A 24,982-nucleotide genomic window follows, 5' to 3' on the forward strand; every position below is an offset into this window, starting at 1 on the left:
GTTAATAAAATATTAAATATGACATTAGTGTCTGTTTTTATAGCGGTTAGACATCGGTTAAATAGGTATTTAATTAGGGTGTTTGATATAGAGTGTGTTAGGTTGTTTTTTGTAATTTTAAGTAATAAAAAAAGCCTTGTGTAACTAGTTACACAAGGCTTTTTTAAGTAATAAAGTAATTATTAAAAATCTAAAATGTTTAGATTAGTTAATATATGGGTTATTTTGAATTTCTGTTTGTGGTATATCTAAAGTTAACCTATCGTCGTCAGATGTTATTGTCTGACTAGGGTAGGTAAGGTGATTACTCCCTAAAGTAATAGTAGAGTTATTACGTTTCATTAATAAGTAACTTTTTCCTTCTCCCCAGAATTCGATACGTGTTTGTAATATGATTTCAGCTAATAAAGCATTTCCACTTAATTGATCTACATAAGATGTGTCGTCTAAACGTTCGTCTAATAATGCTTTTAAAGACGCTTTTGCTGTAGTTTCGTCTCCTGCTTTAGCTGCGGTTTCAGCATTTAATAAATACATTTCACCAATACGCATATATAGGTAATCTGTTTCAATATTACGTTGTCCACCTACAACTCTGTCTGGAGCGTAGAATTTATTAATTGGGTATAATTGACCATCTCCGTAAGCATTAACAAACTGTCCTTTTCTAACATCATTATCAGGAATAGCTTCATATAGCTCTTCATTAATAATTTTAGGATCTCCAGCCCAAGCATAACTATAAGTAAATAAATCTACCTGACCCCACCATGATACTAAGTCTAGGTCTGAGGCTATAGTAATATCTGTTCCCCAAATCCAAGCACTAGTGGTTACATCGTTAAAGCCTCCAACTGCTTCGTCTTCGCTAACTACACTAACTCCAGAGCTTAAAATAGCATCTGTACTTGCTTGTTGCGCCAATGCATTTTCTCCCATTGCTGCATAAGCGTAAGCTAATAGGCCTTGTGCAACAGTTTGGTTAATATAAGATTTAGAATCTCTATCAAAACCATCTAATCCATCTACAGCATAAGTTAAGTCTTCAATAATAAGTGCATAGACGTCTGCAGTTGTACTTAATGGTTGGTTGTCTTGACTTAAAGATGTGTATATAGGTAGGATCTCTTCAGTAGCATTGTAAGATGTAGAGAATAAGTTTGCTAAGTAAAAATAAGCATAAGCGCGCATTGCACGTGCCTGAGAATATGAATACATTTCATCTGATCCAGCTTCTAAATCAGAATCTACGTAACGATCAATAACAGCGTTTGCTCCATTTACTATTTTGTAATAGTATGTCCATGGTTTTTCGTTATCTGTGTCTGTAAAATCTATAGTAGATTGCATTTCTGAAATACCAGAATACCAACCGTAGTTTAGGCCTCCTAATACCATATCTCCAGATAGCATGTCGCTATATATGTCGTAACTTTTCTGACCGAAATCATCGTGATCTAAATCTGTACCACCAGAACCTGTAACGTACATGTTTTCGTAGTTACCTCTTAATATTGCTTCAGATAATTCTGGATAATCTGGTGAAATCTCTGCAATTTCTTCGTCAGACATATATTCTGATGGATCTTTTTCTAGAAAATCATCACTACAGCTTACTGCAGTAGTTAATGTAATTCCTAATATTAAATAAACTATTGTTTTCATTTTTTTATTTTTTAGAATCGAACATTAAGTCCTAATGTAACTGTTGTTAAAGGAGAGTAGCTATATGTATCTGAAACTCCTGTTTCTGAAGCAGAAGGGTTAAATCCATCTCTTTCGCTCCATAATGCTAAATTGTCTCCAGTTATTGCAAGAGTGAAGTTAGACATTCCCATTTTTTTAACAAATGTATCTGGGATAGAGTAAGCTAATCTTATGTTGTTTAAGCTTAAGTAATCTGCTTTAGTAATAAAACGTGTAGATGTTGCGTTAACGTTCTGGTCTAAGTTGCTAGATAGTCTAGGGACATCTGTAATATCACCAGCTTGTTGCCATCTGTTTCTAATGTCTGTATGCCAGTTATTACCACCAACTTGTGTGTTACTCATTAATCCAGCGTAAGCAGAATCGTATGCATAACCTCCTATAGAGTATAAGAATTGTACGTTAAGTTGAAATCCTTTATATCCAGTAGATAAGTTAAAGGCACCTCTTACATCTGGCATTATAGATTTGTTTACAAATTTTTGTGTTGCATCTGAGTATGTTGTGGTGGTTGTTTTAGATATTTCTCTATCAGGATGTAAGTCTTTGTATTCTGTTAAAGAAGAAATACCTTCATCTGTATCTACTACACCATTACTGTTACCATCATAAAAATATTGATTCCATTGTGCTTCACCAGTTTGAGAATCTACACCAGCCCATTCACGTACGTAGAAGTCGTAAATAGAATGTCCTTCAGCTCTACCATATCTTCCACTAATGTCTAATAGTTTTTCTTCTCCTGTAGCAGGATCTATAGGCATACGTGTTAATTCGTTAGTTGCAATTTCTCCGTTAACACCAAGGTCAAGATAGAAATCTTTAGATTTTACAAGGTGAGCAGTAACATCAAATTCTAAACCAGATTCTCTTAAAGCACCATCATTTACTTTTATAACAGAGTAACCAATAGAAGGTCCTACTTTTCTATCGAATATTAAGTTGTCTGTGTTTTTAATATAGTAATCTACACTTGCGTCTAAATATTTTCCTAAAGAAAATTCTGCACCGGCTTGGAATTGATCTGAAACTTCCCATTCTAAATCAGGATTTCCTTTAGTGTCAAAAATTAATGTTGATTCATCATCTAAATTACCAACAGTATATAAATCATTACCAGAGTAATAATCTACACCACCTTGATCACCAACTCTACCGTAACTTGCTTTTAGTTTAAAGAAACTAAAAATGTTTTGTTTAGACATAAAGTCTTCGTTAGACATTACCCAAGATGCACCTACAGAGCCAAATGTTCCCCATCTGTTTCCTTCTTCAAATCTTGAAGATCCATCGCGTCTTAATGTTCCAGAAATAAAGTACGTGTCGTTATAGTTGTAGTTTACTTGTCCGAAGAAACTTTCTAAAGAATAACTTTGTGTGTAAGAAGACATGTTAGATTGTACAACGGCATCATTAAAGTCTGTACTATTAGGGTCTGTTAAGTTAGATTTACTACCAAATAAGTATTCTCTTTCCCAGTCGTTTGCTTCATGTGCAATAAGTGCATCGAAAGCATGACCGTTAAATTTTTTCTTATAGGTTAACATATTTAACAAGTTATAAGAAAAAACATCTGTTCTTAACTTGTATATAGATCCATTTTGAGATGCGCTTGGTCCGTAATATGGTCCGTCTTGGCTGTTGTAATTACTGTTCTTGTAATTCCATCCAATTTTGTTTGTAAGTTTTAAATCGTCACTGAAAGAAATATCTATACTTGCATTACCGTTTAATTCATTTACAACATCATTAGATATTGAGTTTTGAGCATCACTAATAGCATTAGTTAAACCTCCAAATCCACGGCTTTCTCCGTAATCGTAAACATAACCACCATAATATGGGTCGTCTATTTTGTTTCCATTTTCATCTCTTAAGAATAGAGGGTATATAGAAGGTATGTTATCTACAAACCAGAATACAGATCCTGAATCGTCAGATTGTCCTGCATTATTAGTTTCAGATTTTGTGTAACCAATATTAAGGTTTCCTGATAGCCAATCTTTAGCTTGGTGGTCTATATTTGCTCTTACAGAGTAACGTTCGAAATCTGAATTGATAGAGTAACCAACATCATTAAGATAACCAAAAGAAGTAAAGTATCTTGTTTTGTCTGAACCACCACTAATTTTTACGTTAGCTTCTGTTCTGTTAGATTCTTGAAAGGCGTAGTCTTCCCAGTTTTCTGGATTGTATTTACGTGTAACACCATCTCTTACTTTTCCAGTAGTAGGATCTATTAAATCTGCACCACTATCTACATTCCACATATTGTAGTCAGATGAAATTCCTGAACTTCCAAAAATATTAGAATCGGCATAATCTGTACCGTCGTAACCTAAAATGTTACCTCTGTTTTTAAGTGCTTCGTAACTTGTTTCAATATATTCTTCAGGAGAAGATATTGTAGAGTAACGAGGTAATGCACTAAAGTTTTGTCCTGTTTTTATGTCTATTTCTATTTCTGCTTCATTTCTAGATCCTTTTTTAGTGTTAATTACAATTACACCATTAGAACCTCTAGAACCATAGATCGCTGTTGCAGCTGCATCTTTAAGAATAGTTGTAGATTCTATATCGTTAGGATTTATAGAACTTATTGAACCTGTGTAAGGCACACCGTCTAATACATATAAAGGATCTCTGTTTCCGTTAAGAGAACCAAAACCTCTAATACGTACAGTTGCATCTTCACCAGGTTGTCCGCTTGTGTTAATTACGCGTACACCGGCAGCTTCTCCAGCTAAAGCTTGAGAAACGTTAGATACAGATTTACGTCCTAAAGCTTCAGCATCAATTTGCGTTGCTGTACCTGTAAATGAGCGTAATGTAGATGTTCCGTACCCTACAATAAGTACTTCGTCTAGTTCTGATAAGTCTTCAGCTAATATAATATTGATTGTGTTTGCAGTGCTAATTTTTTGCTCTACAGTTTTATAGCCCATAAAAGAAAAGGCTAATGTGCTACCTGATTCTCCAGAAATTGAATAATTTCCATCAAAATCGGTTTGTGTACCATGTGTGGTTCCTTTAATAATAATATTTACTCCAGGGAGTGGTAAGCCACTTTCGTCGGTAACATTTCCCGAAACAATTTTTTCTTGTGCAAAAGTAAACTGCACAACAAACGCTAGAAACAGCGTTAAAATCCCACTTAAATGTGATCTCATTTTTTAATTTATTTTGAATTAGTCGGTGGCAATATTCTTAATAAATAGTTAACTAAACAATAATATTATATTAAATTTTAAAGGTAGATTTAATTGCAAACGTTGTAGTTTTTTTATTTGTTAAAAAGAAGTCGTTATACTTAGGTGTATTTTTGCATTATTCACACTGAAAGGTTGTTTTTCTGTTTTTCCGTTAGCATAAATGAGTTTTAGTAGGCCTCCTTTTGTTAATAATGCAATTCCTACGCCTATGGAAAACAGTTTTTCTTTTTGTAAGGTAATTTGGTTGTTTAAGTAGGAAAAATCTGTAATACTGTTTATGTAAATTGTAGGATTTAGTTGGTATCTATATTCTAAATTTAAAACTCCAAATAGATTTGCTGTTAAACTATTTTCTTCAAACCCTCTAATGGAATTAATCCCACCAAAACGCAGTAATTCATTTTCTAAATAACTGTCCGACTCTAAGGCTGATGCTGTTATCCTTGTATAAATGCTATTACTTTTGTTTAGGTAAAAACTGTGATATATTTCAGCATTAAATAGTATTTGATTTTCTTTTGTGTTAGTGTATGTTCTAGAGCCAAAACCAAGCTCTAAATCTGCATAAGATTTTGTAGGAAATAAGGTGTTGTATTCTGTAGTATTTATGAAATTATATTGTGTTTTGTAAAATGTAGATTTGTAATCATCTATAGTGCTAATTGTAGTGTTTTCTAAAAGATTATTAGACTGTGTTGAAGATACTCCAATATATACCTTGTTAGAGGTGTTAATTTGATAATAGAGTTTTAGTGATTGATCGACGGTAGAATAGGATGAATCTTTCTTAAATATGTTTAATTCTACATTGGTTCCTACAGGTGTTTTAAAGATATAAGGAGCGTCTACATTTATGTTAAATGTTTTTTGTTCGTTTTCATCACTTTTGTATAAAAAAGATATTGTTTCACCATAATTAAAATTATTACGGAGTAACATGTCTAAGTAACCACTAAATTCAAGTTTGTTGGTGTCTTCATTTGTTACAAATCCCAAATACCCATCAAAATTATTGCTTTTTTGTTTTTCAATGTATAGATATATGGTTGTAGAGTCTTTTGTAAAAAGTACTTCTGGGTCTCGAATTAAATTAGCAAAACTAAGTTTATTAATTCTATTGGTTTTTTCTATAATATTATCCATGTTAAAAACATTTCCTTTTTTTAACTGAGCATAATATTTAATATATTTTTTAGGGAATTTCTCGTAGCCCTTAATTATAATTTTATCTATATGTCTAATCTCTTTTTGTGAAGATGTTTTTAACTCTGCTTTTACACTGTTGTTTTCAATTTTAATGTTTTCTAATTTTAAAGTAGAAAAGGGGAGTCCATCTTTTGCAAGTTTAGTGTTTAGCTTATGTAGTGTGTTCTCTATTTTATTAAAACTAATTATTAAAGTGTTGCCTGTTGTTGTAATGTTGTTTGATTGTAGTATTTCTGTGTTTAAACTAGAGTTGTCATATTTTACATAGATAGAATCATATTTTTTATTTAGAGCTATAAATGTCTCAATAGTCGAATCGTTAATTTTTTCAGTCTTTTTAATAGTGTGTTCTATGTATCCTGTTTTATTTAACTTAATACTTAGCGTGTCTAAGCTATTTAATACGGATTTGTAATCTGTATGTCTTTTTTGGTAGGTAATAGAATCTAATAATTCCGTTTCGTGATTAGTTGCTCCATGAATTTTTAATATTAAATTCTGAGACAGGACTTTACTGCTAGCCAATAAAAAGAATGTTATGAATAAAATTTTTAGATGCACTATTTTTTAAACTTTAGAATGGTAAAACTAACGGAAAAAGTAGCAGAATAATATATAACAAAGTATAAAAGTTAAATTCTGTTGAAAATTAATCATTTAGGGTTTGAAAAGTAAAAATAAATTCTTACATTTGCAGCCCTCTAAGAAGAGGATATTTTATAAATTTTATAGAAAATATGCCAACAATTTCACAATTAGTACGAAAAGGAAGAGCCAAAATAACCAAGAAGAGTAAATCGGCTGCTTTAGATTCGTGTCCTCAAAGACGAGGGGTTTGTACGCGTGTTTACACTACTACACCTAAGAAACCTAACTCTGCAATGCGTAAAGTAGCAAGGGTTAGATTAACTAACGGTAATGAAGTAAATGCATACATCCCTGGTGAAGGTCACAATTTACAGGAGCACTCGATAGTATTGGTTAGAGGTGGAAGGGTAAAAGATTTGCCAGGAGTTAGATATCACATCGTTCGTGGTGCCTTAGACACAGCAGGTGTTGCAGGTAGAACACAACGTAGATCTAAGTACGGTGCAAAACGCCCTAAGAAGTAATTAAAATCTTTTAAAGAAAAGACATGAGAAAAAGAGCAGCAAAAAAGAGACCGCTTTTACCAGATCCACGTTTTAACGATCAGTTAGTAACTAGATTCGTTAACATGATGATGTGGGACGGAAAAAAATCGGTAGCTTTTAAGGTATTCTATGATGCAATTGACATCGTAGACTCAAAAAAAACAGACGAAGAAAAAACAGCTTTAGAGTTGTGGAAAGATGCATTATCTAATGTTATGCCTCACGTAGAAGTGCGTAGTCGTAGAGTAGGTGGAGCAACATTCCAAATTCCAATGCAAATTCGTCCAGACAGAAAAGTTTCTACAGCAATGAAGTGGTTAATTAGCTACTCACGTAAAAGAAATGAAAAATCTATGGCACAACGTTTAGCATCAGAAGTTTTAGCAGCAGCTAAAGAAGAAGGAGCCGCTGTTAAGAAAAGAGTTGATACTCATAAAATGGCAGAAGCTAACAAAGCATTCTCACACTTTAGATTCTAGATAAAATGGCAAGAGATTTAAGATTAACAAGAAATATTGGGATTGCTGCGCATATTGATGCTGGTAAAACTACGACAACAGAACGTGTTCTTTATTATACAGGTGTTTCACATAAGATAGGTGAAGTACATGATGGTGCTGCAACAATGGACTGGATGGAGCAAGAGCAAGAAAGAGGTATTACAATTACTTCTGCTGCAACAACTTGCGAGTGGGTTTTTCCAAAAGAAAATGCAAAACCAACTCCTGAAGCACAGAGTTACCATTTTAACATTATTGACACACCGGGCCACGTAGATTTTACTGTTGAAGTAAATCGTTCATTACGTGTACTTGATGGTTTAGTTTTCTTATTTAGTGCAGTTGATGGTGTTGAGCCTCAATCTGAAACTAACTGGAGACTTGCTGATAATTATAAAGTTCCTCGTATTGGTTTCGTTAACAAAATGGACCGTCAAGGATCTGACTTCTTAAGTGTTTGTCAACAAGTAAAAGATATGTTAAAATCTAACGCGGTGCCAATCGTTTTAAACATTGGTGACGAAGAAGATTTTAAAGGTATTATAGATTTAGTAAAGAACAGAGCTATTGTTTGGCATGACGAAACTCAAGGGTCTACCTTTGATGTTATTGATATTCCAGAAGAGCTTAAATCTGAAGCTAGAAAATATAGAGCATTACTTATTGAAGAAGTAGCTGGCTACGATGAGAACTTACTAGAGAAGTTCATGGAAGATGAAGATTCAATTACAGAAGATGAAGTGCATGCTGCACTTAGAGCTGCTGTAATGGATATGGCAATCATTCCTATGATTTGTGGTTCTGCTTTTAAAAATAAAGGTGTTCAATTCTTATTAGACGCTGTATGTCGTTACTTACCTTCTCCAATGGATAAGGAAGGTATTAAAGGAATGAATCCTGATACTGAAAAAGAAGAAATTCGTAAACCTAGTGTAGACGAACCTTTTGCAGCATTAGCATTTAAAATTGCTACAGATCCTTTCGTAGGACGTTTAGCATTCTTTAGAGCATATTCAGGACGTTTAGACGCAGGTTCTTATGTATTGAATAATCGTTCAGGTAAGAAAGAACGTATTTCTCGTATCTACCAAATGCACGCTAATAAGCAAAATGCTATCGATTATATCGAAGCAGGAGATATTGGAGCTGCTGTTGGATTTAAATCTATCAAAACAGGAGATACACTTACAGATGAAAAACATCCTATTGTTTTAGAATCTATGGACTTTCCAGATCCCGTAATTGGTATCGCGATTGAGCCTAAAACTAAAGCAGATGTTGATAAATTAGGTATTGGTTTAGCTAAATTAGCTGAAGAAGATCCTACATTTACTGTACGTTCAGACGAATCTTCAGGACAAACTATCATCTCTGGAATGGGAGAATTACACTTAGATGTAATTGTAGACCGTTTAAAAAGAGAATTTAAGGTAGAGGTTAACCAAGGTCAACCACAAGTTGAGTACAAAGAAGCTATTACAAGAGCTGCAGATCATAGAGAAGTTTACAAAAAGCAATCTGGTGGTCGTGGTAAATTTGCTGATATCGTATTTACGGTTGAACCAGCAGATGAAGGTGTAGTAGGTTTACAATTTATATCTACAATTAAAGGTGGTAACGTTCCTAAAGAATTTATCCCTTCTATTGAAAAAGGATTTAAAATGGCTATGGTTAATGGACCATTAGCAGGTTACGAAGTAGATTCTATGAAAGTGACATTGAAAGATGGATCTTATCATGATGTGGATTCGGATCAATTATCATTCGAATTAGCAGCGAAATTAGGATTTAAAAATTCAGCAAAAGCAGCAAAAGCTGTAATTATGGAACCAATCATGAAACTTGAGGTAATTACTCCTGAAGAAAACATGGGAGACATTGTTGGAGATTTAAACAGAAGAAGAGGTCAAGTTAGTGACATGGGAGATAGAGCAGGTGCAAAAACTGTAAAAGCTACTGTGCCATTATCAGAAATGTTTGGTTATGTTACTACATTAAGAACATTATCTTCAGGTCGTGCAACATCTACTATGGAATTTTCACACTATGCTGAAACTCCTTCAAATATATCTGAAGAAGTGATTAAAGCAGCTAAAGGTACAGACGCTTAAAACTAAGAAAATGAGTCAAAAAATTAGAATCAAATTAAAATCTTACGATCATAGCTTAGTGGACAAGTCTGCTGATAAGATTGTAAAAACTGTAAAAAGTACAGGTGCAGTTGTAACAGGACCAATTCCGTTACCAACTCACAAGAAAATTTTCACTGTATTACGTTCTCCTCACGTTAACAAGAAGTCTAGAGAACAATTTCAATTAAGCTCTTACAAGAGATTACTTGACATTTATAGCTCTTCTTCTAAAACAATTGATGCTTTAATGAAACTTGAATTGCCAAGTGGAGTAGAAGTAGAAATTAAAGTATAAGTAGAACACTTACTAAAAAAAGTAAGATTTACAGAAACGAAAGTTTCAATACACATGTCCTAAGCTGTGAGCGAAGGAAAAACGGTAAAAATACATTCAGGGTTGAACGTGTTTTGACCCTGAATTTTTTTATAAATAATACTAATAAATAAATTAATAATTATGTCTGGGTTAATTGGAAAAAAAATCGGTATGACCAGCATTTTCGATGAAAATGGAAAAAACATTCCATGTACAGTAATCGAAGCTGGACCATGTATCGTTACCCAAGTCAGAACTGAAGAAGTTGATGGTTATAAAGCCCTTCAACTTGGTTTCGATGACGCGACAGAAAAAAGTGCTACTAAAGCTGACTTAGGTCACGCTAAAAAAGCAGGAACTTCTGTAAAACGCAAGATCGTTGAATTTAAAGGTTTTGATGCGGAGTACAAATTAGGTGATGCAATCACTGTTGAGCACTTTATAGAAGGTGAATTCGTAGATATTGCTGGAGTTTCTAAAGGTAAAGGTTTTCAAGGGGTTGTTAAACGTCACGGTTTTGGTGGTGTAGGTCAAGCAACTCACGGTCAACACAACCGATTAAGAGCACCAGGTTCTATTGGAGCAGCTTCTTATCCTGCAAGAGTATTTAAGGGAATGAGAATGGCTGGTAGAATGGGTACCGATAGAGTTAAAGTTGAAAATTTAAGAGTTTTAAAAGTAGTTGCTGAAAAGAATCTACTTGTGGTTAAAGGATGTGTTCCTGGTCATAAAAACGCTTATGTAATCATTGAGAAGTAATGAAAGTAGCAGTTTTAGATATTAATGGAAAAGAAACTGGAAGAAAGGTAGACCTTTCTGATTCAGTTTTTGCTATAGAGCCAAACAATCATGCTGTGTATTTGGATGTTAAACAATATTTAGCAAACCAAAGACAAGGAACTCACAAAGCTAAAGAGCGTGCTGAGATTTCTGGATCTACACGTAAGATTAAAAAGCAAAAGGGAACTGGTACAGCTAGAGCAGGTAGTATTAAGTCTGGTGTCTTTAAAGGTGGTGGACGTATGTTCGGACCAAGACCTAGAAGCTATAGTTTTAAACTTAACAAAAACCTTAAGCGTTTAGCACGTAAATCAGCACTAACAATTAAAGCTTCAGAACAATCAATAGTTGTGATAGAAGATTTAAGTTTTGATTCAGTTAAGACTAAAAATTTCACTAGTGTATTGAAAGCTTTAGACTTACAAGATAAAAAATCGTTATTTGTGTTGGGTGCGTCAAATAATAATGTATATTTGTCATCACGAAATTTAAAGGGCTCTGAGGTCTTATTAAACTCAGAATTAAGCACTTACAAGATTTTAAACGCAAATAAAGTAGTCCTTTTAGAGAGTTCTTTAGAGGGAATTGAATCGAATTTAAGTAAATAAAGAAGCGATGAGTATCTTAATTAAACCTATAATAACAGAAAAAGCAACTGCAAACAGTGAATTAAACAACTGTTTTAGCTTTATGGTTAATACAAAGGCGAACAAGGTAGAAATTAAAAAAGCAGTGGAAGCTGCTTATGGCGTTTCTGTTGAAAAAGTTCGTACAATAAATGTCCGTCCAGATAGAAGTACTAAGTTTACAAAAACAGGTATTCAACATGGTAAAACAAATGCTGTTAAAAAAGCACTTGTACAACTGGCGGAAGGTGAAGTGATTGATTTATACAGTAACATGTAATTAGACGAAAATGTCAGTAAGAAAATTAAAACCGATCACACCAGGTCAGCGATTTAGAGTAGTTAATGGATTTGACGCCATTTCTACTGATAAGCCGGAGAAAAGTTTATTAGCTCCGAACAAAAGATCAGGTGGTAGAAACAGTCAAGGAAAAATGACCATGCGCTATATTGGTGGTGGGCATAAAAAAAGGTATCGTATCATTGATTTTAAAAGAACTAAAGCGGGAATTCCTGCTGAAGTAAAATCAATTCAATACGATCCAAACAGAACAGCTTTTATTGCATTATTAAATTACCAAGATGGTGAGAAAACTTATATAATTGCTCAAAACGGATTACAAGTTGGTCAAACAGTTGTATCTGGGCAAGAAGATATCGCTCCAGAAATTGGTAATGCAATGCCTTTAAGTCAAATTCCATTAGGAACAATTATTTCTTGTGTAGAGTTACGTCCAGGACAAGGAGCTGTTATGGCTCGTAGTGCTGGTGCTTTTGCTCAGTTAATGGCAAGAGATGGTAAATTTGCAACAGTAAAACTTCCATCAGGAGAAACTAGATTAATTCTAGTTAACTGTATGGCTACAATAGGTGTTGTGTCTAACTCAGATCATCAATTACTAGTATCAGGTAAAGCTGGTAGAAGTAGATGGTTAGGAAGAAGACCTCGTACGAGACCAGTAGTGATGAACCCGGTTGATCACCCAATGGGAGGTGGTGAAGGTAAATCTTCTGGAGGTCACCCTCGTTCTAGAAACGGTATACCTGCTAAAGGTTTCAGAACCCGTTCTAAAACAAAAGCGAGTAATAAGTATATTGTAGAACGTAGAAAGAAATAAGACATGGCAAGATCATTAAAAAAAGGACCTTACGTTCATTATAAACTTGATAAGAGAGTCCAAGAAAATGTTGACGGCGGAAAGAAAACAGTAATCAAAACGTGGTCTAGAGCCTCTATGATTACTCCAGATTTCGTTGGACAAACTATCGCAGTGCATAACGGAAGACAATTTGTACCTGTATATGTAACTGAAAACATGGTAGGACATAAATTAGGAGAATTTTCACCAACAAGATCTTTTAGAGGTCATGCAGGTGCTAAAAACAAAGGTAAAAAGTAGTAAGCTATGGGAAGTCGTAAAAAACAAATGGCAGACGCTATTAAGGAAGATAAAAAGCAAGTTGCTTTTGCAAAACTTAATAACTGTCCTACGTCACCGAGAAAAATGCGCTTAGTAGCCGATTTAGTAAGAGGTGAAAAGGTAGAAAAAGCACTTAATATCTTGAGATTCAGTTCTAAAGAAGCTTCTAATCGTTTAGAGAAATTGTTATTGTCTGCAATTGCAAACTGGCAATCTAAAAACGAAGATGCAAGTATCGAAGATGCTGAATTAATAGTTAAAGAGATTAGAGTAGATGGCGGATCTATGTTAAAAAGATTACGTCCAGCTCCTCAAGGTCGTGCGCACAGAATTAGAAAACGTTCAAACCACGTAACAATCGTAGTTGGAGCCAACAATAACATACAAGCTTAAATAGATATGGGACAAAAAACAAATCCAATCGGAAATCGCTTAGGAATTATCAGAGGATGGGAGTCTAACTGGTACGGAGGAAACGATTATGGCGACAAATTAGCCGAAGACGATAAGATAAGAAAGTACGTTCACGCACGTCTATCTAAAGCTAGTATTTCAAGAGTAATTATCGAGAGAACTCTTAAACTTGTAACCGTTACTATCACTACTGCTAGACCTGGTATTATTATTGGGAAAGGTGGTCAAGAGGTAGACAAGTTAAAAGAAGAACTTAAGAAAATTACTGGTAAAGAAGTTCAAATAAATATATTTGAAATCAAAAGACCAGAACTTGATGCATTTTTAGTAGGGTCAAGTATTGCTCGTCAAATTGAGAACAGAATCTCTTACAGACGTGCAATCAAAATGGCAATTGCTGCTACAATGCGTATGAATGCTGAAGGAATTAAGATCCAAATTAGTGGTCGTCTAAACGGTGCAGAAATGGCACGTTCTGAACACTACAAAGATGGACGTATTCCATTATCAACATTCAGAGCCGATATTGATTATGCTTTAGTTGAGGCACATACTACTTATGGTAGATTAGGTGTTAAAGTATGGATCATGAAAGGTGAAGTATATGGAAAAAGAGAGCTTTCTCCGCTTGTTGGATTGTCTAAGAAGCAAGGAAAAGGTGGAACACGAGGAGGTAATAACAAACCACGTCGTAGAAAGTAATTTTTTAAAGTAAAGAAAAAATGTTACAGCCTAAAAGAACAAAATTTCGTAAAGCACAAAAAGGACGTATGAAGGGTAACTCTGGTAGAGGACACCAATTATCAAACGGAACTTTTGGGATAAAATCACTTGATTCGAATTTTTTAACATCGCGTCAAATAGAAGCAGCACGTATCGCCGCTACACGTCACATGAAGAGAGAAGGACAACTTTGGATAAAAATATTTCCAGATAAGCCTATCACAAAAAAGCCTCTTGAAGTACGTATGGGTAAAGGTAAAGGTGCCGTTGAATATTGGGCAGCTGTTGTAAAACCAGGTAGACTACTTTTTGAAGTAGGAGGAGTACCTTTAGACGTTGCTAAAGAAGCATTACGTTTAGCAGCTCAAAAATTACCGGTTAAAACAAAGTTTGTTATCGCTAGAGATTACGAAGCATAATTTATTTGATGTTATGAAACAATCAGAAATTAAAGAATTATCTACTGCTGAGTTACAAGAGAAACTTGGCGAGACAAAAAAGAGTTATTCAGACCTGAAAATGGCACATGCAATATCTCCTTTAGAAAATCCAATTCAATTACGTAACGTAAGACGTGACGTAGCTAAAATTGCGACAGAAATAACTAAAAGAGAATTACAATAATTCTGCTGAAAGATGGAAAAAAGAAATTTAAGAAAAGAACGTGTAGGAGTTGTTACTAGTAACAAGATGCAAAAATCTATTGTTGTTGCTGAAGTTAAAAAAGTAAAACACCCTATGTATGGTAAGTTCGTGTTAAAAACGAAAAAATACGTTGCACACGACGAGACTAACGATTGTAATATTGGAGATACTGTAAAGATCATGGAAACAAGACCTATGAGTAAATCTAAATGTTGGAGATTAGTTGAAATAATTGAAAGAGCGAAGTAATTATGTTACAACAAGAATCAAGATTAAAAGTAGCAGATAACACTGGAGCAAAGGAAGTTTTAACTATCCGTGTTCTAGGTGGTACTAAAAGAAGATACGCTTCTGTAGGAGACAAAATAGTTGTTTCAGTTAAAGATGCAACACCTAATGGAAACATTAAAAAAGGTGCTGTTTCTACTGCAGTTGTTGTACGTACTGTAAAAGAAGTAAGACGTCCTGACGGATCTTATATCAGATTCGACGACAATGCTTGTGTATTATTAAACCCAACGGGTGAGATGAGAGGTACACGTGTATTTGGACCTGTTGCTAGAGAACTTCGTGATAAACATTTCATGAAAATTGTATCATTGGCACCTGAAGTGCTTTAATGAATTATAAGATGACAAAGCTTAAAATAAAATCAGGAGATACTGTAAAAGTAATTACTGGAGACCATAAAGGATCTGAAGGAAAAGTACTTAAAGTATTAACCGATAAGAATAAAGCGATTGTTGAGGGTGTTAACTTGGTGAAGAAACATACTAAGCCAAGTGCACAAAGCCCTCAAGGAGGAATCGTAGAAAAAGAAGCTCCAATTCAAATCTCTAATTTATCATTATTAACTGCATCAGGTGAAACAACTCGAGTAGGTTATAAGGTAGAAGGAGATAAGAAAGTGAGATTTTCTAAAAAATCTAATGAAGTAATATAGTTATGGCATATTCACCGAGACTTAAAGAAGAGTATAAAAGCAAAGTAATTGCTGCTCTTACAGAAGAATTTGGATATAAGAATGTTATGCAAGTTCCAAAATTATCTAAGATAGTAATATCTAAAGGTGTTGGAGCTGCTGTTGCAGATAAGAAGTTAGTTGACTACGCAGTAGAAGAATTAACAACTATTTCTGGACAAAAAGCTATAGCAACTATATCTAAAAAAGATGTTGCATCTTTCAAATTACGTAAAGGAATGCCTATTGGTGCGAAAGTTACGTTAAGAGGAGAAAGAATGTATGAATTTTTAGACCGTTTAGTTACTTCAGCCTTACCTCGTGTAAGAGATTTTGGCGGAATTAAAGCAACAGGATTTGACGGAAGAGGTAATTATAACCTTGGAGTTACAGAACAAATTATCTTTCCAGAAATTGATATTGATAAAGTCAATAAAATTTCAGGTATGGATATTACCTTTGTAACATCTGCCGAAACTGATAAAGAAGCAAAATCATTATTAACTGAACTAGGTTTACCTTTTCAAAAGAACTAAGATATGGCTAAAGAATCAATGAAAGCCCGTGAGGTTAAAAGAGCAAATACAGTAGCAAAATATGCTGAAAAACGTAAAGCTTTAAAAGAAGCTGGCGATTATGAAGCATTACAAAAGTTACCTAAAAATGCTTCTCCTGTACGTATGCACAACAGATGTAAACTAACAGGTAGACCAAAAGGTTATATGCGTACATTTGGTATTTCTCGTGTAACATTCAGAGAAATGGCAAATAACGGTCTTATACCAGGTGTAAGAAAAGCAAGCTGGTAAAAATAATTATAAATTGGTTTCAGGTTTAATTTAAATATTAAAAACCAAAACCGCAAATTAATACATATGTATACAGATCCAATAGCGGATTATCTAACAAGAATTAGAAATGCTGTGCGTGCTAACCACAGAGTGGTAGAGATACCAGCTTCTAACTTGAAAAAAGAAATCACAAAAATATTATTCGACCAAGGATATATTTTAAGTTACAAATTCGATGATTCTTCAGTACAAGGAACTATTAAAATAGCTCTTAAATACAACAAGGAAAATAAAGAGCCTGTAATTAAGAAGATTCAAAGAATCAGTAAACCAGGTTTACGTAAATATGCTAGTTCAACAGAACTTCCTAGAATTTTAAATGGTCTTGGTATTGCCATCGTTTCTACTTCTCACGGAGTAATGACAGGTAAACAAGCTCAAAAAGAAAATGTAGGTGGTGAAGTTTTATGCTACGTTTACTAATTTAAAGACTATAAGAAATGTCAAGAATAGGTAATAACCCAGTCGCAATTCCAGAAGGAATTACAGTTGATATTAACGACAATATTGTAACAGTAAAAGGAAAATTAGGAGAATTGTCTCAAGAATTTTCTGATGTTACTATGAAAGTTGAAGATGCAAAAGTTATAGTTGAGCGTTCTTCTGATAAAAAAGAAGAAAAATCTAAACACGGTCTTTACAGAGCCTTAGTTCATAACATGATCGAAGGTGTAACTAAAGGATGGTCTAAAGAGCTAGAATTAGTTGGTGTTGGATATAGAGCTTCAAATCAAGGTCAAAAACTTGATTTAGCATTAGGTTTTTCTCACAATATTATATTAGATATTGCTCCAGAAGTAAAAGTTGAAACAGTATCTGAGAAAGGTAAGAATCCTATAATTAAACTAACGTCTCATGACAAGCAACTTGTTGGACAAGTAGCAGCTAAAATTAGAGACTTTAGAAGACCTGAACCATATAAAGGAAAAGGTATTAAATTTGTAGGAGAAATATTAAGAAGAAAAGCAGGTAAATCAGCTTAATAATTTATAAGTTATGGCGTTAACAAAAAACGAAAGACGATTAAGAATTAAAAGCAGAGTCCGTAAAATAGTTTCTGGTACAGAAGCTAGACCAAGATTATCTGTTTTTAGAAGTAATAAAGAAATTTATGCTCAAGTAGTAGATGATGTAACTGGTAAAACTATCAGTTCAGCATCTTCTAGAGATAAAGATATTAGTGCTGCAAAAGGATCTAAAGCAGAAATTGCTACTCTAGTAGGAAAATCTGTAGCTGAAAAAGCTTTAAAAGCAGGTGTAGACACTATCTCTTTTGATAGAGGTGGATATTTATACCATGGTAGAGTAAAATCATTAGCTGAAGGAGCTAGAGAAGCAGGACTTAAATTCTAAGAAATTATGTATCAAAAATACAAAAGCGCAGAGCTAGTAAAACCAAGTGGATTAGATCTTAAAGATCGTTTAGTTGGTGTACAGAGAGTTACAAAAGTAACTAAAGGTGGTAGAGCATTTGGTTTTTCAGCAATCGTTGTGGTTGGTGATGAATCAGGTGTAGTAGGTCACGGTTTAGGAAAATCTAAAGATGTTGCAAGTGCTATTGCTAAGGCAGTAGAAGATGCAAAGAAAAATTTAGTTCGTATTCCAATCGTAAAGCGTACATTGCCACATGAACAAAAAGGTAAATTTGGTGGAGCAAGAGTAAACATCATTCCTGCAGCTCCTGGTACAGGGGTAATTGCTGGTGGAGCTGTGAGAACAGTTTTAGAAGCAGTAGGAATACATGATGTATTATCTAAATCTCAAGGATCATCAAACCCTCACAACGTTGTTAAAGCAACTTTCGATGCATTACTTCAATTAAGAAGTGCTAAAAAAATTGCTAAAGATAGAGGCGTTTCATTAGAAAAAGTTTTTAAAGGTTAATAGCGATAGAAATGGGAAAGATTAAAGTAACGAAAGTTAAAAGCGCAATTAAACGTACACAAAGACAAAAGAGAACATTAGAAGCTCTTGGTCTTAAACGTATTGGGCAAGTCGTAGAGCATGAAAACACACCAAATATTCTTGGTATGGTTGCTAAAGTTGAACACTTAGTTTCTGTTGAAGAAGCTTTATAATAAAACTGAGAAATGGATTTAAGTAAATTAAAACCTGCAGAAGGTTCAGTTAAAAATCAAGGAAAAAGAATAGGTCGTGGACAAGGTTCTGGTAAAGGTGGTACCGCTACTCGTGGTCACAAAGGTGCTAAATCTCGTTCTGGTTATTCTAGGAAACTTGGATTTGAAGGAGGGCAAATGCCACTTCAAAGACGTGTACCTAAATTTGGTTTTACTAACATTAACCGTGTAGAATATCAAGGTGTAAACTTAGATGTGTTACAACAATTGGTTGATGATAAGAAAATTAACGATACAGTAAATTTAGACTCATTAATGTCTGTAGGTGTAACTGGAAAGAATGATCTAGTTAAAATCTTAGGTAGAGGTGAACTAAAAGCAAAATTAAAAGTAACTGCTCATAAATTTACTGCTTCAGCAAAAGCTGCTATTGAAGCGGCAGGAGGAGAAGCTGTAACTTTATAATCACGTAATAGAGCATGAAATTTATAGAAACGTTAAAGAATGTTTGGAAAATTGAGGAACTAAGAAATAGAATCATCTTAACAGTTGGTCTATTATTAGTTTATCGTTTTGGTGCACAAGTTGTTTTACCAGGTATTGATGCTGCACAATTAGAAACCTTACAAAGTAATACAGATTCTGGATTATTAGGTTTGTTAAATGCATTTACTGGTGGAGCATTCGCTAATGCATCAATATTTGCCTTAGGTATTATGCCTTACATTTCTGCTTCTATTGTAGTGCAATTAATGGGTATAGCTATTCCTTACTTGCAAAAGTTACAAAAAGAAGGAGCAAGTGGGCAAAAGAAAATTAATCAAATCACTCGTTGGTTAACTATCGCTATCTGTTTGGTGCAAGCACCAGGTTATTTAGCTAGTTTATCAAGTTTAGGTATACCTCAAAGTGCCTTTTTATTAGGGCAAGGTGGTTTATTTTATTTTTCTTCTATAGTGATTTTAGTTACTGGTTGTATTTTTGCAATGTGGTTAGGAGAAAAGATTACAGATAAAGGTATTGGAAATGGTATTTCACTTTTAATTATGGTGGGTATTATTGCACGTTTACCTTTAGCATTTTTCCAAAACGCAGCATCTCGTTTAGAAGGAAATAACGTTATGTTAATCCTTATTGAATTAGTGTTGTGGTTTGTAATTATTTTTGCATCAATTATGCTTATTATGGCAGTTAGAAAAATTGCTGTTCAATATGCTAGACGTACTGCATCCGGAGGTTACGAAAAAAACATTATGGGATCTAGACAATATATTCCATTAAAACTTAACGCTTCAGGTGTAATGCCAATTATTTTTGCTCAAGCAATTATGTTTGTACCTGGTTTAATTGGAGGTACTTCTTTTATGAAGGACTCTGGTGCTGGACAATGGTTACAATCACAATTTTCTGATATATTCGGATTCTGGTATAACTTATTATTCGCATTCTTAATTATTGTATTCACGTATTTTTACACAGCTATCACTGTTCCTACGAACAAAATGGCTGATGATTTAAAACGTAGTGGTGGTTTTATTCCAGGGATTCGTCCAGGAACTGAAACTTCTGAATATTTAGATAAGATTATGTCTCAAATAACATTACCAGGTTCTATTTTCTTAGCACTTATCGCTGTGTTCCCTGCTATAATTGTCAAGTTAATGAATGTTCAATCTGGATGGGCCTTATTTTTTGGTGGTACATCACTATTAATTTTGGTAGGAGTTGCAATTGACACGATGCAACAAGTAAATTCATACTTGTTGAATAGACACTATGATGGCTTGATGAAAACTGGTAAAAATAGAAAAGCAGTAGCTTAATATATTATACAATGGCAAAACAAGCAGCAATAGAACAAGACGGAACAATTATAGAAGCATTATCTAATGCTATGTTTCGTGTGGAGTTAGAGAATGGTCACATTGTGACTGCTCATATATCTGGTAAAATGCGTATGCATTACATTAAATTGTTACCAGGTGATAAAGTAAAATTAGAAATGAGTCCTTACGATTTAACTAAGGCTAGAATAACTTATAGATACTAATACGATGAAAGTAAGAGCATCAGTTAAAAAAAGAAGTGCAGATTGTAAAATCGTGCGTAGAAAAGGTAGACTTTACGTAATTAACAAAAAGAATCCTAGATTCAAACAAAGACAAGGGTAATTATGGCTAGAATTGCAGGTGTAGACATACCAAAACAGAAAAGAGGAATAATCTCTTTAACTTATATCTATGGAATAGGTAGAAGTAGAGCAAAAGAAATTTTAGACGCAGCTAAGGTTGACGAAAACACAAAAGTTCAAGATTGGACAGATGATCAAATAGGTTCTATTCGTGATGCTGTTTCTTCTTTCACTATTGAAGGTGAATTACGTTCTGAAACACAATTAAGCATTAAGCGATTAATGGATATTGGATGTTACAGAGGTATTCGTCATAGAGCAGGTCTTCCTTTAAGAGGACAACGTACTAAAAACAACTCTAGAACTAGAAAAGGTAGAAGAAAAACTGTTGCTAACAAAAAGAAAGCAACTAAATAATTAAAAGTCATTAGTATTTAGAAGTTAGATGAATCTGTTTGAAATTGAAAAGTTTAGGATTCTATCACTAACAACTAACAACTAGAAACTAAAATCATATGGCAAAGTCAAATACAAAAAGCGTTAAAAAACGTAAAGTTGTAGTAGATTCAGTTGGGGAAGCTCACGTTACAGCATCTTTCAACAACATCATTATTTCATTAACCAACAAAAAAGGAGACGTTATTTCTTGGTCTTCAGCTGGTAAAATGGGATTTAGAGGATCTAAGAAAAACACTCCTTATGCTGCTCAATTAGCTGCTGAAGATGCTGCAGGTGTAGCAACAGAAGCAGGTTTAAAGAAAGTTAAGGTTTACGTAAAAGGACCAGGAAACGGTAGAGAATCTGCTATTCGTTCTCTTCATAATGCAGGAATTGAAGTAACAGAAATTATTGATGTTACTCCATTACCACATAATGGATGTCGTCCTCCAAAACGTAGAAGAGTATAATTTACTTCAAAATAAACTATAAAAAATTAATATCAGCTTAATATACAGTTGGTATTAATTTTTTTATGTGTAAATTTGCATTCGTAAAAAAATAATTTAACAAGTATAACCAAGAGATTAACGATTATCGAAGGATAAGATTAAGACCTTAATTCATAATCACTCTTATAACAAATTTAATATGGCAAGATATACTGGTCCTAAAACTAAAATAGCTCGTAAGTTTGGTGAAGCTATTTTTGGAGATGACAAATCTTTCGAAAAAAGAAATTATCCTCCAGGTCAACACGGAGCTAACAAGCGTCGTGGAAAAAAATCTGAATATGCTATCCAATTAATGGAAAAGCAAAAAGCAAAATATACTTATGGTATATTAGAACGTCAATTCAGAGGTTTATTTAAAAAAGCAACTGCTTCTCAGGGTATTACTGGTGAAGTATTATTACAATTATGTGAGTCTAGATTAGACAACGTAGTTTATAGAATGGGACTTTCTCCTTCTAGAAGTGGTGCTAGACAATTAGTTTCTCACAGACACATTACTGTAAATGGTGAGTTGGTAAACATACCTTCTTATAATTTAAAAGCAGGAGATGTTGTAGCTGTAAGAGAAAAATCTAAATCACTTGAATCTATTGATAGATCTTTATCAAATTCAAGTCAAGTTTTCGAATGGATTACTTGGAACTCTGAAACTAAGCAAGGAACTTATGTTTCTGTACCAGCTAGAATTCAAATTCCAGAAAACATCAACGAGCAGTTCATCGTAGAACTTTACTCTAAATAATAAGTATAATTTATTGAGATTTAGCCAAAGGGTTTATTCGTGTTTCTTCAAACTTATAAACCGCGCAACTAAATAACAATTAAAAAGAAGAATAATATGGCAGTATTTAATTTTCAGAAGCCTGATAAAGTAATCATGATTGATTCTACCGATTTTCACGGTAAATTCGAATTTAGACCTTTAGAACCTGGTTATGGATTAACAGTTGGGAATGCTTTAAGAAGAGTTTTATTATCTTCTTTAGAAGGATTTGCAATTACATCAGTTAGAATTGAAGGTGTAGAACATGAATTTTCAACTATCCCTGGTGTTGTTGAAGACATGACAGAAATTATTTTAAATTTAAAACAAGTTCGTTTTAAAAGACAAATAGAAGACGTAGATAACGAGTCTGTTTCTATGACTATTTCTGGTCAAGATCAAATTACCGCAGGAGATTTTCAAAAATTTATTTCTGGTTTTCAAGTTTTAAATTCAGATTTAGTTATCTGTAATTTAGATCCTAAAGTAACTGTTAATATTGAAATTTCTATAGAAAAAGGTAGAGGTTATGTGCCTGCAGAAGAAAATAAGAAAGCTACTGCACCAATAGGTACAATCTTTACAGATTCTATTTATACACCAATTAAAAATGTTAAATATAGCATTGAGAATTACCGTGTAGAACAAAAGACAGATTACGAAAAATTAGTTTTCGAAATCGAATCTGATGGTTCTATTACGCCTCAAGATGCTTTAACAGAAGCAGCAAAAACGTTAATTCACCACTTCATGTTATTCTCTGATGAGCGTATCACTTTAGAAGCTGATGAAATAGCTCAAACTGAAACTTATGATGAAGAATCTCTTCACATGCGTCAGTTGCTTAAAACAAAATTAGTAGACATGGATCTATCTGTTCGTGCTCTTAATTGTTTAAAAGCTGCAGAAGTTGATACTTTAGGAGACTTAGTATCATTTAATAAAAATGATTTAATGAAGTTCCGTAACTTCGGTAAAAAATCTTTAACAGAGCTTGAAGAGCTTGTAAATGTAAAAGGTTTAAATTTCGGAATGGACTTATCAAAATACAAATTAGATAAAGATTAATTAATCATATTTTGCTCCTCGATCGATGTCGAGTTTGGTAGCAAGATGATAACACAAATGTCATGAGACACGGAAAAAAAGTAAATCACTTAGGTAGACAAACAGCACATAGAAAAGCTATGCTTGCTAATATGGCTTGTTCTTTAATAGAACATAAACGTATTAACACTACCGTTGCTAAAGCTAAAGCTTTAAAACAATTTATAGAGCCTTTAGTAACTAAGTCTAAAGCAGATACTACACATAACAGACGTATTGTGTTTAGTAAGTTAAGACAAAAAGAAGCAGTTACTGAATTATTCAGAGATGTTGCTGCTAAAATAGGTGATAGACCAGGAGGTTATACTCGTATCATTAAACTTGGTAATCGTTTAGGAGATAATGCTGATATGGCAATGATAGAATTAGTTGATTACAACGAAATCTATAATGCTGGAAAAGTTGAAAAGAAAACTACACGTAGAAGTAGAAGAGGTGGTTCTAAACCAGCTGCTGCACCTGCTGTAGATACTAAAGCTTCTAATGAAGAAGAATAAATGTTACATAACATTATAAATAAAAAAGGCTACCCTATTTAAGGGTGGCCTTTTTTTTTATATTTGTAGCAATATTATTATATATGAAATATATTTTATCCTTTATTTTTATATTATCTAGTTTTTTTTTGTCTGCTCAGGCAGAGAAAATAAGTAACGTAGATTCGTTTATTGCATTACAAAATAGTGGATCTCCGATTCAGGCAGGTTCGACTATTTCTTCTTATAGTTTAAAAACACCTTCTAAAATTAAAGGATCAATTTATCTGTTTGATAATTGGTTAAACAGTTCTAAAATATATTTTCTAAATAATGAGTCTGCCTATAATTTATCTACGTTAAATTATAATATTCAATCTGAACGTTTTGAATTTAAATATTCAGAAGATTCTTTATTTGTTATTAATTCTTCAAATGTAGATCGCATAATTATCAAGAATAAAAAATTCAAAACCTATATTGATCCTGATTCAAATGTGAGTTCTTTTTTTGAAGAAATTTTTATATCGGATGAATTAAGTTTACTTAAAAAATATAAACTTGGTATAAATGAAGGAGCTGTTAACCAGATGACAGGAAAAAAGCTTAACCCTGATTCTTATAGTAAAATAGAGAAGTATTATGTCTTAAAATCTTCAGATAACGATGTTTTGACAGAAGTAAGGCTCAATAAAAAAATATTAAATACTATTATAGAAAAAGATAATTTAAATAAAGTAAAGGCTTTTTCTAAAGAAAACAGTTTGTCTTATAAAGATGAATCTGATTTAAAAATTATTCTAAATTATTCTAAATCATTATAAAATTATCAGTTTTGTAACGCGTT

General features: G+C 33.4%; 36 protein-coding genes. 33 read left to right on the forward strand and 3 right to left on the reverse strand.

Going from position 1 to position 24,982, the window contains the following annotated elements; translation table 11 throughout:
* Nucleotides 1-204: 204 nt before the first annotated feature.
* From GQR95_RS08510 to GQR95_RS08520, 3 genes are all read right to left on the reverse strand, one after another.
* Nucleotides 205-1,665 (reverse strand): RagB/SusD family nutrient uptake outer membrane protein, encoded by a 1,461-nt coding sequence (locus GQR95_RS08510; protein WP_159022774.1) that lies wholly within the window; start codon nucleotides 1,663-1,665, stop codon nucleotides 205-207.
* A gap of 11 nt (nucleotides 1,666-1,676) precedes the next feature.
* Nucleotides 1,677-4,877: a TonB-dependent receptor gene (locus tag GQR95_RS08515; protein WP_159022775.1), complete on the reverse strand. Its 3,201-nt coding sequence runs from the start codon at nucleotides 4,875-4,877 to the stop codon at nucleotides 1,677-1,679.
* Nucleotides 4,878-4,997: 120 nt separating this feature from the next.
* Nucleotides 4,998-6,650, reverse strand: coding sequence for a hypothetical protein (locus GQR95_RS08520; protein ID WP_159022776.1), 1,653 nt, complete (start codon nucleotides 6,648-6,650; stop codon nucleotides 4,998-5,000).
* 212 nt (nucleotides 6,651-6,862) lie between these two features.
* Between GQR95_RS08520 and rpsL the strand changes: the two genes are divergently transcribed.
* From rpsL to GQR95_RS08685, 33 genes are all read left to right on the forward strand, one after another.
* Nucleotides 6,863-7,237 (forward strand): 30S ribosomal protein S12, encoded by a 375-nt coding sequence (gene rpsL, locus GQR95_RS08525; RefSeq protein WP_057783973.1) that lies wholly within the window; start codon nucleotides 6,863-6,865, stop codon nucleotides 7,235-7,237.
* 23 nt (nucleotides 7,238-7,260) lie between these two features.
* Entirely contained in the window at nucleotides 7,261-7,737 is a 477-nt protein-coding gene (gene rpsG / locus GQR95_RS08530) for a 30S ribosomal protein S7 (protein ID WP_159022777.1), read from the forward strand.
* Nucleotides 7,738-7,742: 5 nt separating this feature from the next.
* Entirely contained in the window at nucleotides 7,743-9,869 is a 2,127-nt protein-coding gene (gene fusA / locus GQR95_RS08535) for an elongation factor G (protein ID WP_159022778.1), read from the forward strand.
* A gap of 10 nt (nucleotides 9,870-9,879) precedes the next feature.
* On the forward strand, nucleotides 9,880-10,185 hold the full coding sequence (gene rpsJ, locus GQR95_RS08540; RefSeq protein WP_106461997.1) for a 30S ribosomal protein S10: 306 nt from the start codon (nucleotides 9,880-9,882) through the stop codon (nucleotides 10,183-10,185).
* A 162-nt stretch (nucleotides 10,186-10,347) separates the two neighbouring features.
* Nucleotides 10,348-10,965, forward strand: a complete 618-nt coding sequence (gene rplC, locus GQR95_RS08545) for a 50S ribosomal protein L3 (RefSeq protein WP_159022779.1) — start codon at nucleotides 10,348-10,350, stop codon at nucleotides 10,963-10,965.
* Nucleotides 10,965-11,594 (forward strand): 50S ribosomal protein L4, encoded by a 630-nt coding sequence (rplD, locus tag GQR95_RS08550; protein WP_159022780.1) that lies wholly within the window; start codon nucleotides 10,965-10,967, stop codon nucleotides 11,592-11,594. The genes rplC and rplD overlap by 1 nt, the downstream gene beginning before the upstream one ends.
* A 7-nt stretch (nucleotides 11,595-11,601) precedes the next feature.
* A complete protein-coding gene (gene rplW / locus GQR95_RS08555; RefSeq protein ID WP_038527285.1) occupies nucleotides 11,602-11,892 on the forward strand; it encodes a 50S ribosomal protein L23 in 291 nt (96 codons plus the stop codon).
* 10 nt (nucleotides 11,893-11,902) lie between these two features.
* A complete protein-coding gene (rplB, locus tag GQR95_RS08560) occupies nucleotides 11,903-12,730 on the forward strand; it encodes a 50S ribosomal protein L2 (RefSeq protein ID WP_159022781.1) in 828 nt (275 codons plus the stop codon).
* Nucleotides 12,731-12,733: 3 nt separating this feature from the next.
* The gene (gene rpsS / locus GQR95_RS08565) at nucleotides 12,734-13,012 is read left to right on the forward strand and encodes a 30S ribosomal protein S19 (protein ID WP_159022782.1); all 279 of its coding nucleotides are present in this window, start codon (nucleotides 12,734-12,736) and stop codon (nucleotides 13,010-13,012) included.
* A gap of 6 nt (nucleotides 13,013-13,018) precedes the next feature.
* Nucleotides 13,019-13,426 carry a 50S ribosomal protein L22 gene (rplV, locus tag GQR95_RS08570; RefSeq protein WP_159022783.1) on the forward strand — a complete coding sequence of 136 codons (408 nt, stop codon included), beginning with the start codon at nucleotides 13,019-13,021 and terminating at the stop codon, nucleotides 13,424-13,426.
* A gap of 6 nt (nucleotides 13,427-13,432) precedes the next feature.
* Nucleotides 13,433-14,149, forward strand: coding sequence for a 30S ribosomal protein S3 (gene rpsC / locus GQR95_RS08575; protein ID WP_159022784.1), 717 nt, complete (start codon nucleotides 13,433-13,435; stop codon nucleotides 14,147-14,149).
* Between the two features lie 20 nt (nucleotides 14,150-14,169).
* Nucleotides 14,170-14,589 carry a 50S ribosomal protein L16 gene (rplP, locus tag GQR95_RS08580; protein WP_159022785.1) on the forward strand — a complete coding sequence of 140 codons (420 nt, stop codon included), beginning with the start codon at nucleotides 14,170-14,172 and terminating at the stop codon, nucleotides 14,587-14,589.
* Between the two features lie 13 nt (nucleotides 14,590-14,602).
* Complete coding sequence (rpmC, locus tag GQR95_RS08585; protein ID WP_159022786.1) at nucleotides 14,603-14,794, forward strand: 50S ribosomal protein L29; 192 nt, start codon at nucleotides 14,603-14,605, stop codon at nucleotides 14,792-14,794.
* A gap of 12 nt (nucleotides 14,795-14,806) precedes the next feature.
* Nucleotides 14,807-15,064, forward strand: a complete 258-nt coding sequence (gene rpsQ / locus GQR95_RS08590; RefSeq protein ID WP_038527305.1) for a 30S ribosomal protein S17 — start codon at nucleotides 14,807-14,809, stop codon at nucleotides 15,062-15,064.
* Nucleotides 15,065-15,066: 2 nt separating this feature from the next.
* Nucleotides 15,067-15,435, forward strand: a complete 369-nt coding sequence (gene rplN / locus GQR95_RS08595; protein WP_159022787.1) for a 50S ribosomal protein L14 — start codon at nucleotides 15,067-15,069, stop codon at nucleotides 15,433-15,435.
* 11 nt (nucleotides 15,436-15,446) lie between these two features.
* Nucleotides 15,447-15,758: a 50S ribosomal protein L24 gene (gene rplX, locus GQR95_RS08600; RefSeq protein WP_159022788.1), complete on the forward strand. Its 312-nt coding sequence runs from the start codon at nucleotides 15,447-15,449 to the stop codon at nucleotides 15,756-15,758.
* A gap of 2 nt (nucleotides 15,759-15,760) precedes the next feature.
* Nucleotides 15,761-16,312, forward strand: coding sequence for a 50S ribosomal protein L5 (gene rplE, locus GQR95_RS08605; protein WP_159022789.1), 552 nt, complete (start codon nucleotides 15,761-15,763; stop codon nucleotides 16,310-16,312).
* 3 nt (nucleotides 16,313-16,315) lie between these two features.
* Entirely contained in the window at nucleotides 16,316-16,585 is a 270-nt protein-coding gene (rpsN, locus tag GQR95_RS08610) for a 30S ribosomal protein S14 (protein WP_159022790.1), read from the forward strand.
* Nucleotides 16,586-16,651: 66 nt separating this feature from the next.
* Entirely contained in the window at nucleotides 16,652-17,050 is a 399-nt protein-coding gene (rpsH, locus tag GQR95_RS08615) for a 30S ribosomal protein S8 (protein ID WP_159022791.1), read from the forward strand.
* A 17-nt stretch (nucleotides 17,051-17,067) separates the two neighbouring features.
* Nucleotides 17,068-17,610, forward strand: coding sequence for a 50S ribosomal protein L6 (rplF, locus tag GQR95_RS08620; protein ID WP_159022792.1), 543 nt, complete (start codon nucleotides 17,068-17,070; stop codon nucleotides 17,608-17,610).
* 13 nt (nucleotides 17,611-17,623) lie between these two features.
* Nucleotides 17,624-17,980 carry a 50S ribosomal protein L18 gene (rplR, locus tag GQR95_RS08625; RefSeq protein WP_159022793.1) on the forward strand — a complete coding sequence of 119 codons (357 nt, stop codon included), beginning with the start codon at nucleotides 17,624-17,626 and terminating at the stop codon, nucleotides 17,978-17,980.
* Nucleotides 17,981-17,986: 6 nt separating this feature from the next.
* Complete coding sequence (gene rpsE, locus GQR95_RS08630; RefSeq protein ID WP_159022794.1) at nucleotides 17,987-18,511, forward strand: 30S ribosomal protein S5; 525 nt, start codon at nucleotides 17,987-17,989, stop codon at nucleotides 18,509-18,511.
* A gap of 11 nt (nucleotides 18,512-18,522) precedes the next feature.
* A complete protein-coding gene (rpmD, locus tag GQR95_RS08635; RefSeq protein ID WP_159022795.1) occupies nucleotides 18,523-18,705 on the forward strand; it encodes a 50S ribosomal protein L30 in 183 nt (60 codons plus the stop codon).
* A gap of 12 nt (nucleotides 18,706-18,717) precedes the next feature.
* The gene (rplO, locus tag GQR95_RS08640) at nucleotides 18,718-19,170 is read left to right on the forward strand and encodes a 50S ribosomal protein L15 (protein WP_159022796.1); all 453 of its coding nucleotides are present in this window, start codon (nucleotides 18,718-18,720) and stop codon (nucleotides 19,168-19,170) included.
* Between the two features lie 14 nt (nucleotides 19,171-19,184).
* Complete coding sequence (gene secY, locus GQR95_RS08645) at nucleotides 19,185-20,528, forward strand: preprotein translocase subunit SecY (RefSeq protein WP_159022797.1); 1,344 nt, start codon at nucleotides 19,185-19,187, stop codon at nucleotides 20,526-20,528.
* 11 nt (nucleotides 20,529-20,539) lie between these two features.
* Nucleotides 20,540-20,755 carry a translation initiation factor IF-1 gene (gene infA / locus GQR95_RS08650; RefSeq protein ID WP_007094967.1) on the forward strand — a complete coding sequence of 72 codons (216 nt, stop codon included), beginning with the start codon at nucleotides 20,540-20,542 and terminating at the stop codon, nucleotides 20,753-20,755.
* A 4-nt stretch (nucleotides 20,756-20,759) separates the two neighbouring features.
* Nucleotides 20,760-20,876, forward strand: coding sequence for a type B 50S ribosomal protein L36 (ykgO, locus tag GQR95_RS08655; RefSeq protein WP_013305171.1), 117 nt, complete (start codon nucleotides 20,760-20,762; stop codon nucleotides 20,874-20,876).
* 2 nt (nucleotides 20,877-20,878) lie between these two features.
* Nucleotides 20,879-21,253 carry a 30S ribosomal protein S13 gene (gene rpsM / locus GQR95_RS08660; protein ID WP_159022798.1) on the forward strand — a complete coding sequence of 125 codons (375 nt, stop codon included), beginning with the start codon at nucleotides 20,879-20,881 and terminating at the stop codon, nucleotides 21,251-21,253.
* 98 nt (nucleotides 21,254-21,351) lie between these two features.
* Entirely contained in the window at nucleotides 21,352-21,744 is a 393-nt protein-coding gene (gene rpsK, locus GQR95_RS08665) for a 30S ribosomal protein S11 (RefSeq protein WP_159022799.1), read from the forward strand.
* Nucleotides 21,745-21,925: 181 nt separating this feature from the next.
* Nucleotides 21,926-22,531: a 30S ribosomal protein S4 gene (gene rpsD / locus GQR95_RS08670; RefSeq protein ID WP_159022800.1), complete on the forward strand. Its 606-nt coding sequence runs from the start codon at nucleotides 21,926-21,928 to the stop codon at nucleotides 22,529-22,531.
* 96 nt (nucleotides 22,532-22,627) lie between these two features.
* On the forward strand, nucleotides 22,628-23,620 hold the full coding sequence (locus tag GQR95_RS08675; RefSeq protein WP_159022801.1) for a DNA-directed RNA polymerase subunit alpha: 993 nt from the start codon (nucleotides 22,628-22,630) through the stop codon (nucleotides 23,618-23,620).
* A 62-nt stretch (nucleotides 23,621-23,682) separates the two neighbouring features.
* Nucleotides 23,683-24,156 carry a 50S ribosomal protein L17 gene (rplQ, locus tag GQR95_RS08680; RefSeq protein ID WP_159022802.1) on the forward strand — a complete coding sequence of 158 codons (474 nt, stop codon included), beginning with the start codon at nucleotides 23,683-23,685 and terminating at the stop codon, nucleotides 24,154-24,156.
* 83 nt (nucleotides 24,157-24,239) lie between these two features.
* Nucleotides 24,240-24,959: a hypothetical protein gene (locus tag GQR95_RS08685; RefSeq protein ID WP_159022803.1), complete on the forward strand. Its 720-nt coding sequence runs from the start codon at nucleotides 24,240-24,242 to the stop codon at nucleotides 24,957-24,959.
* The last annotated feature ends 23 nt before the right edge of the window (nucleotides 24,960-24,982 follow it).

The sequence above is a fragment of the Formosa sp. L2A11 genome, assembly GCF_009796865.1.
Classification (GTDB): Bacteria; Bacteroidota; Bacteroidia; order Flavobacteriales; family Flavobacteriaceae; genus Formosa.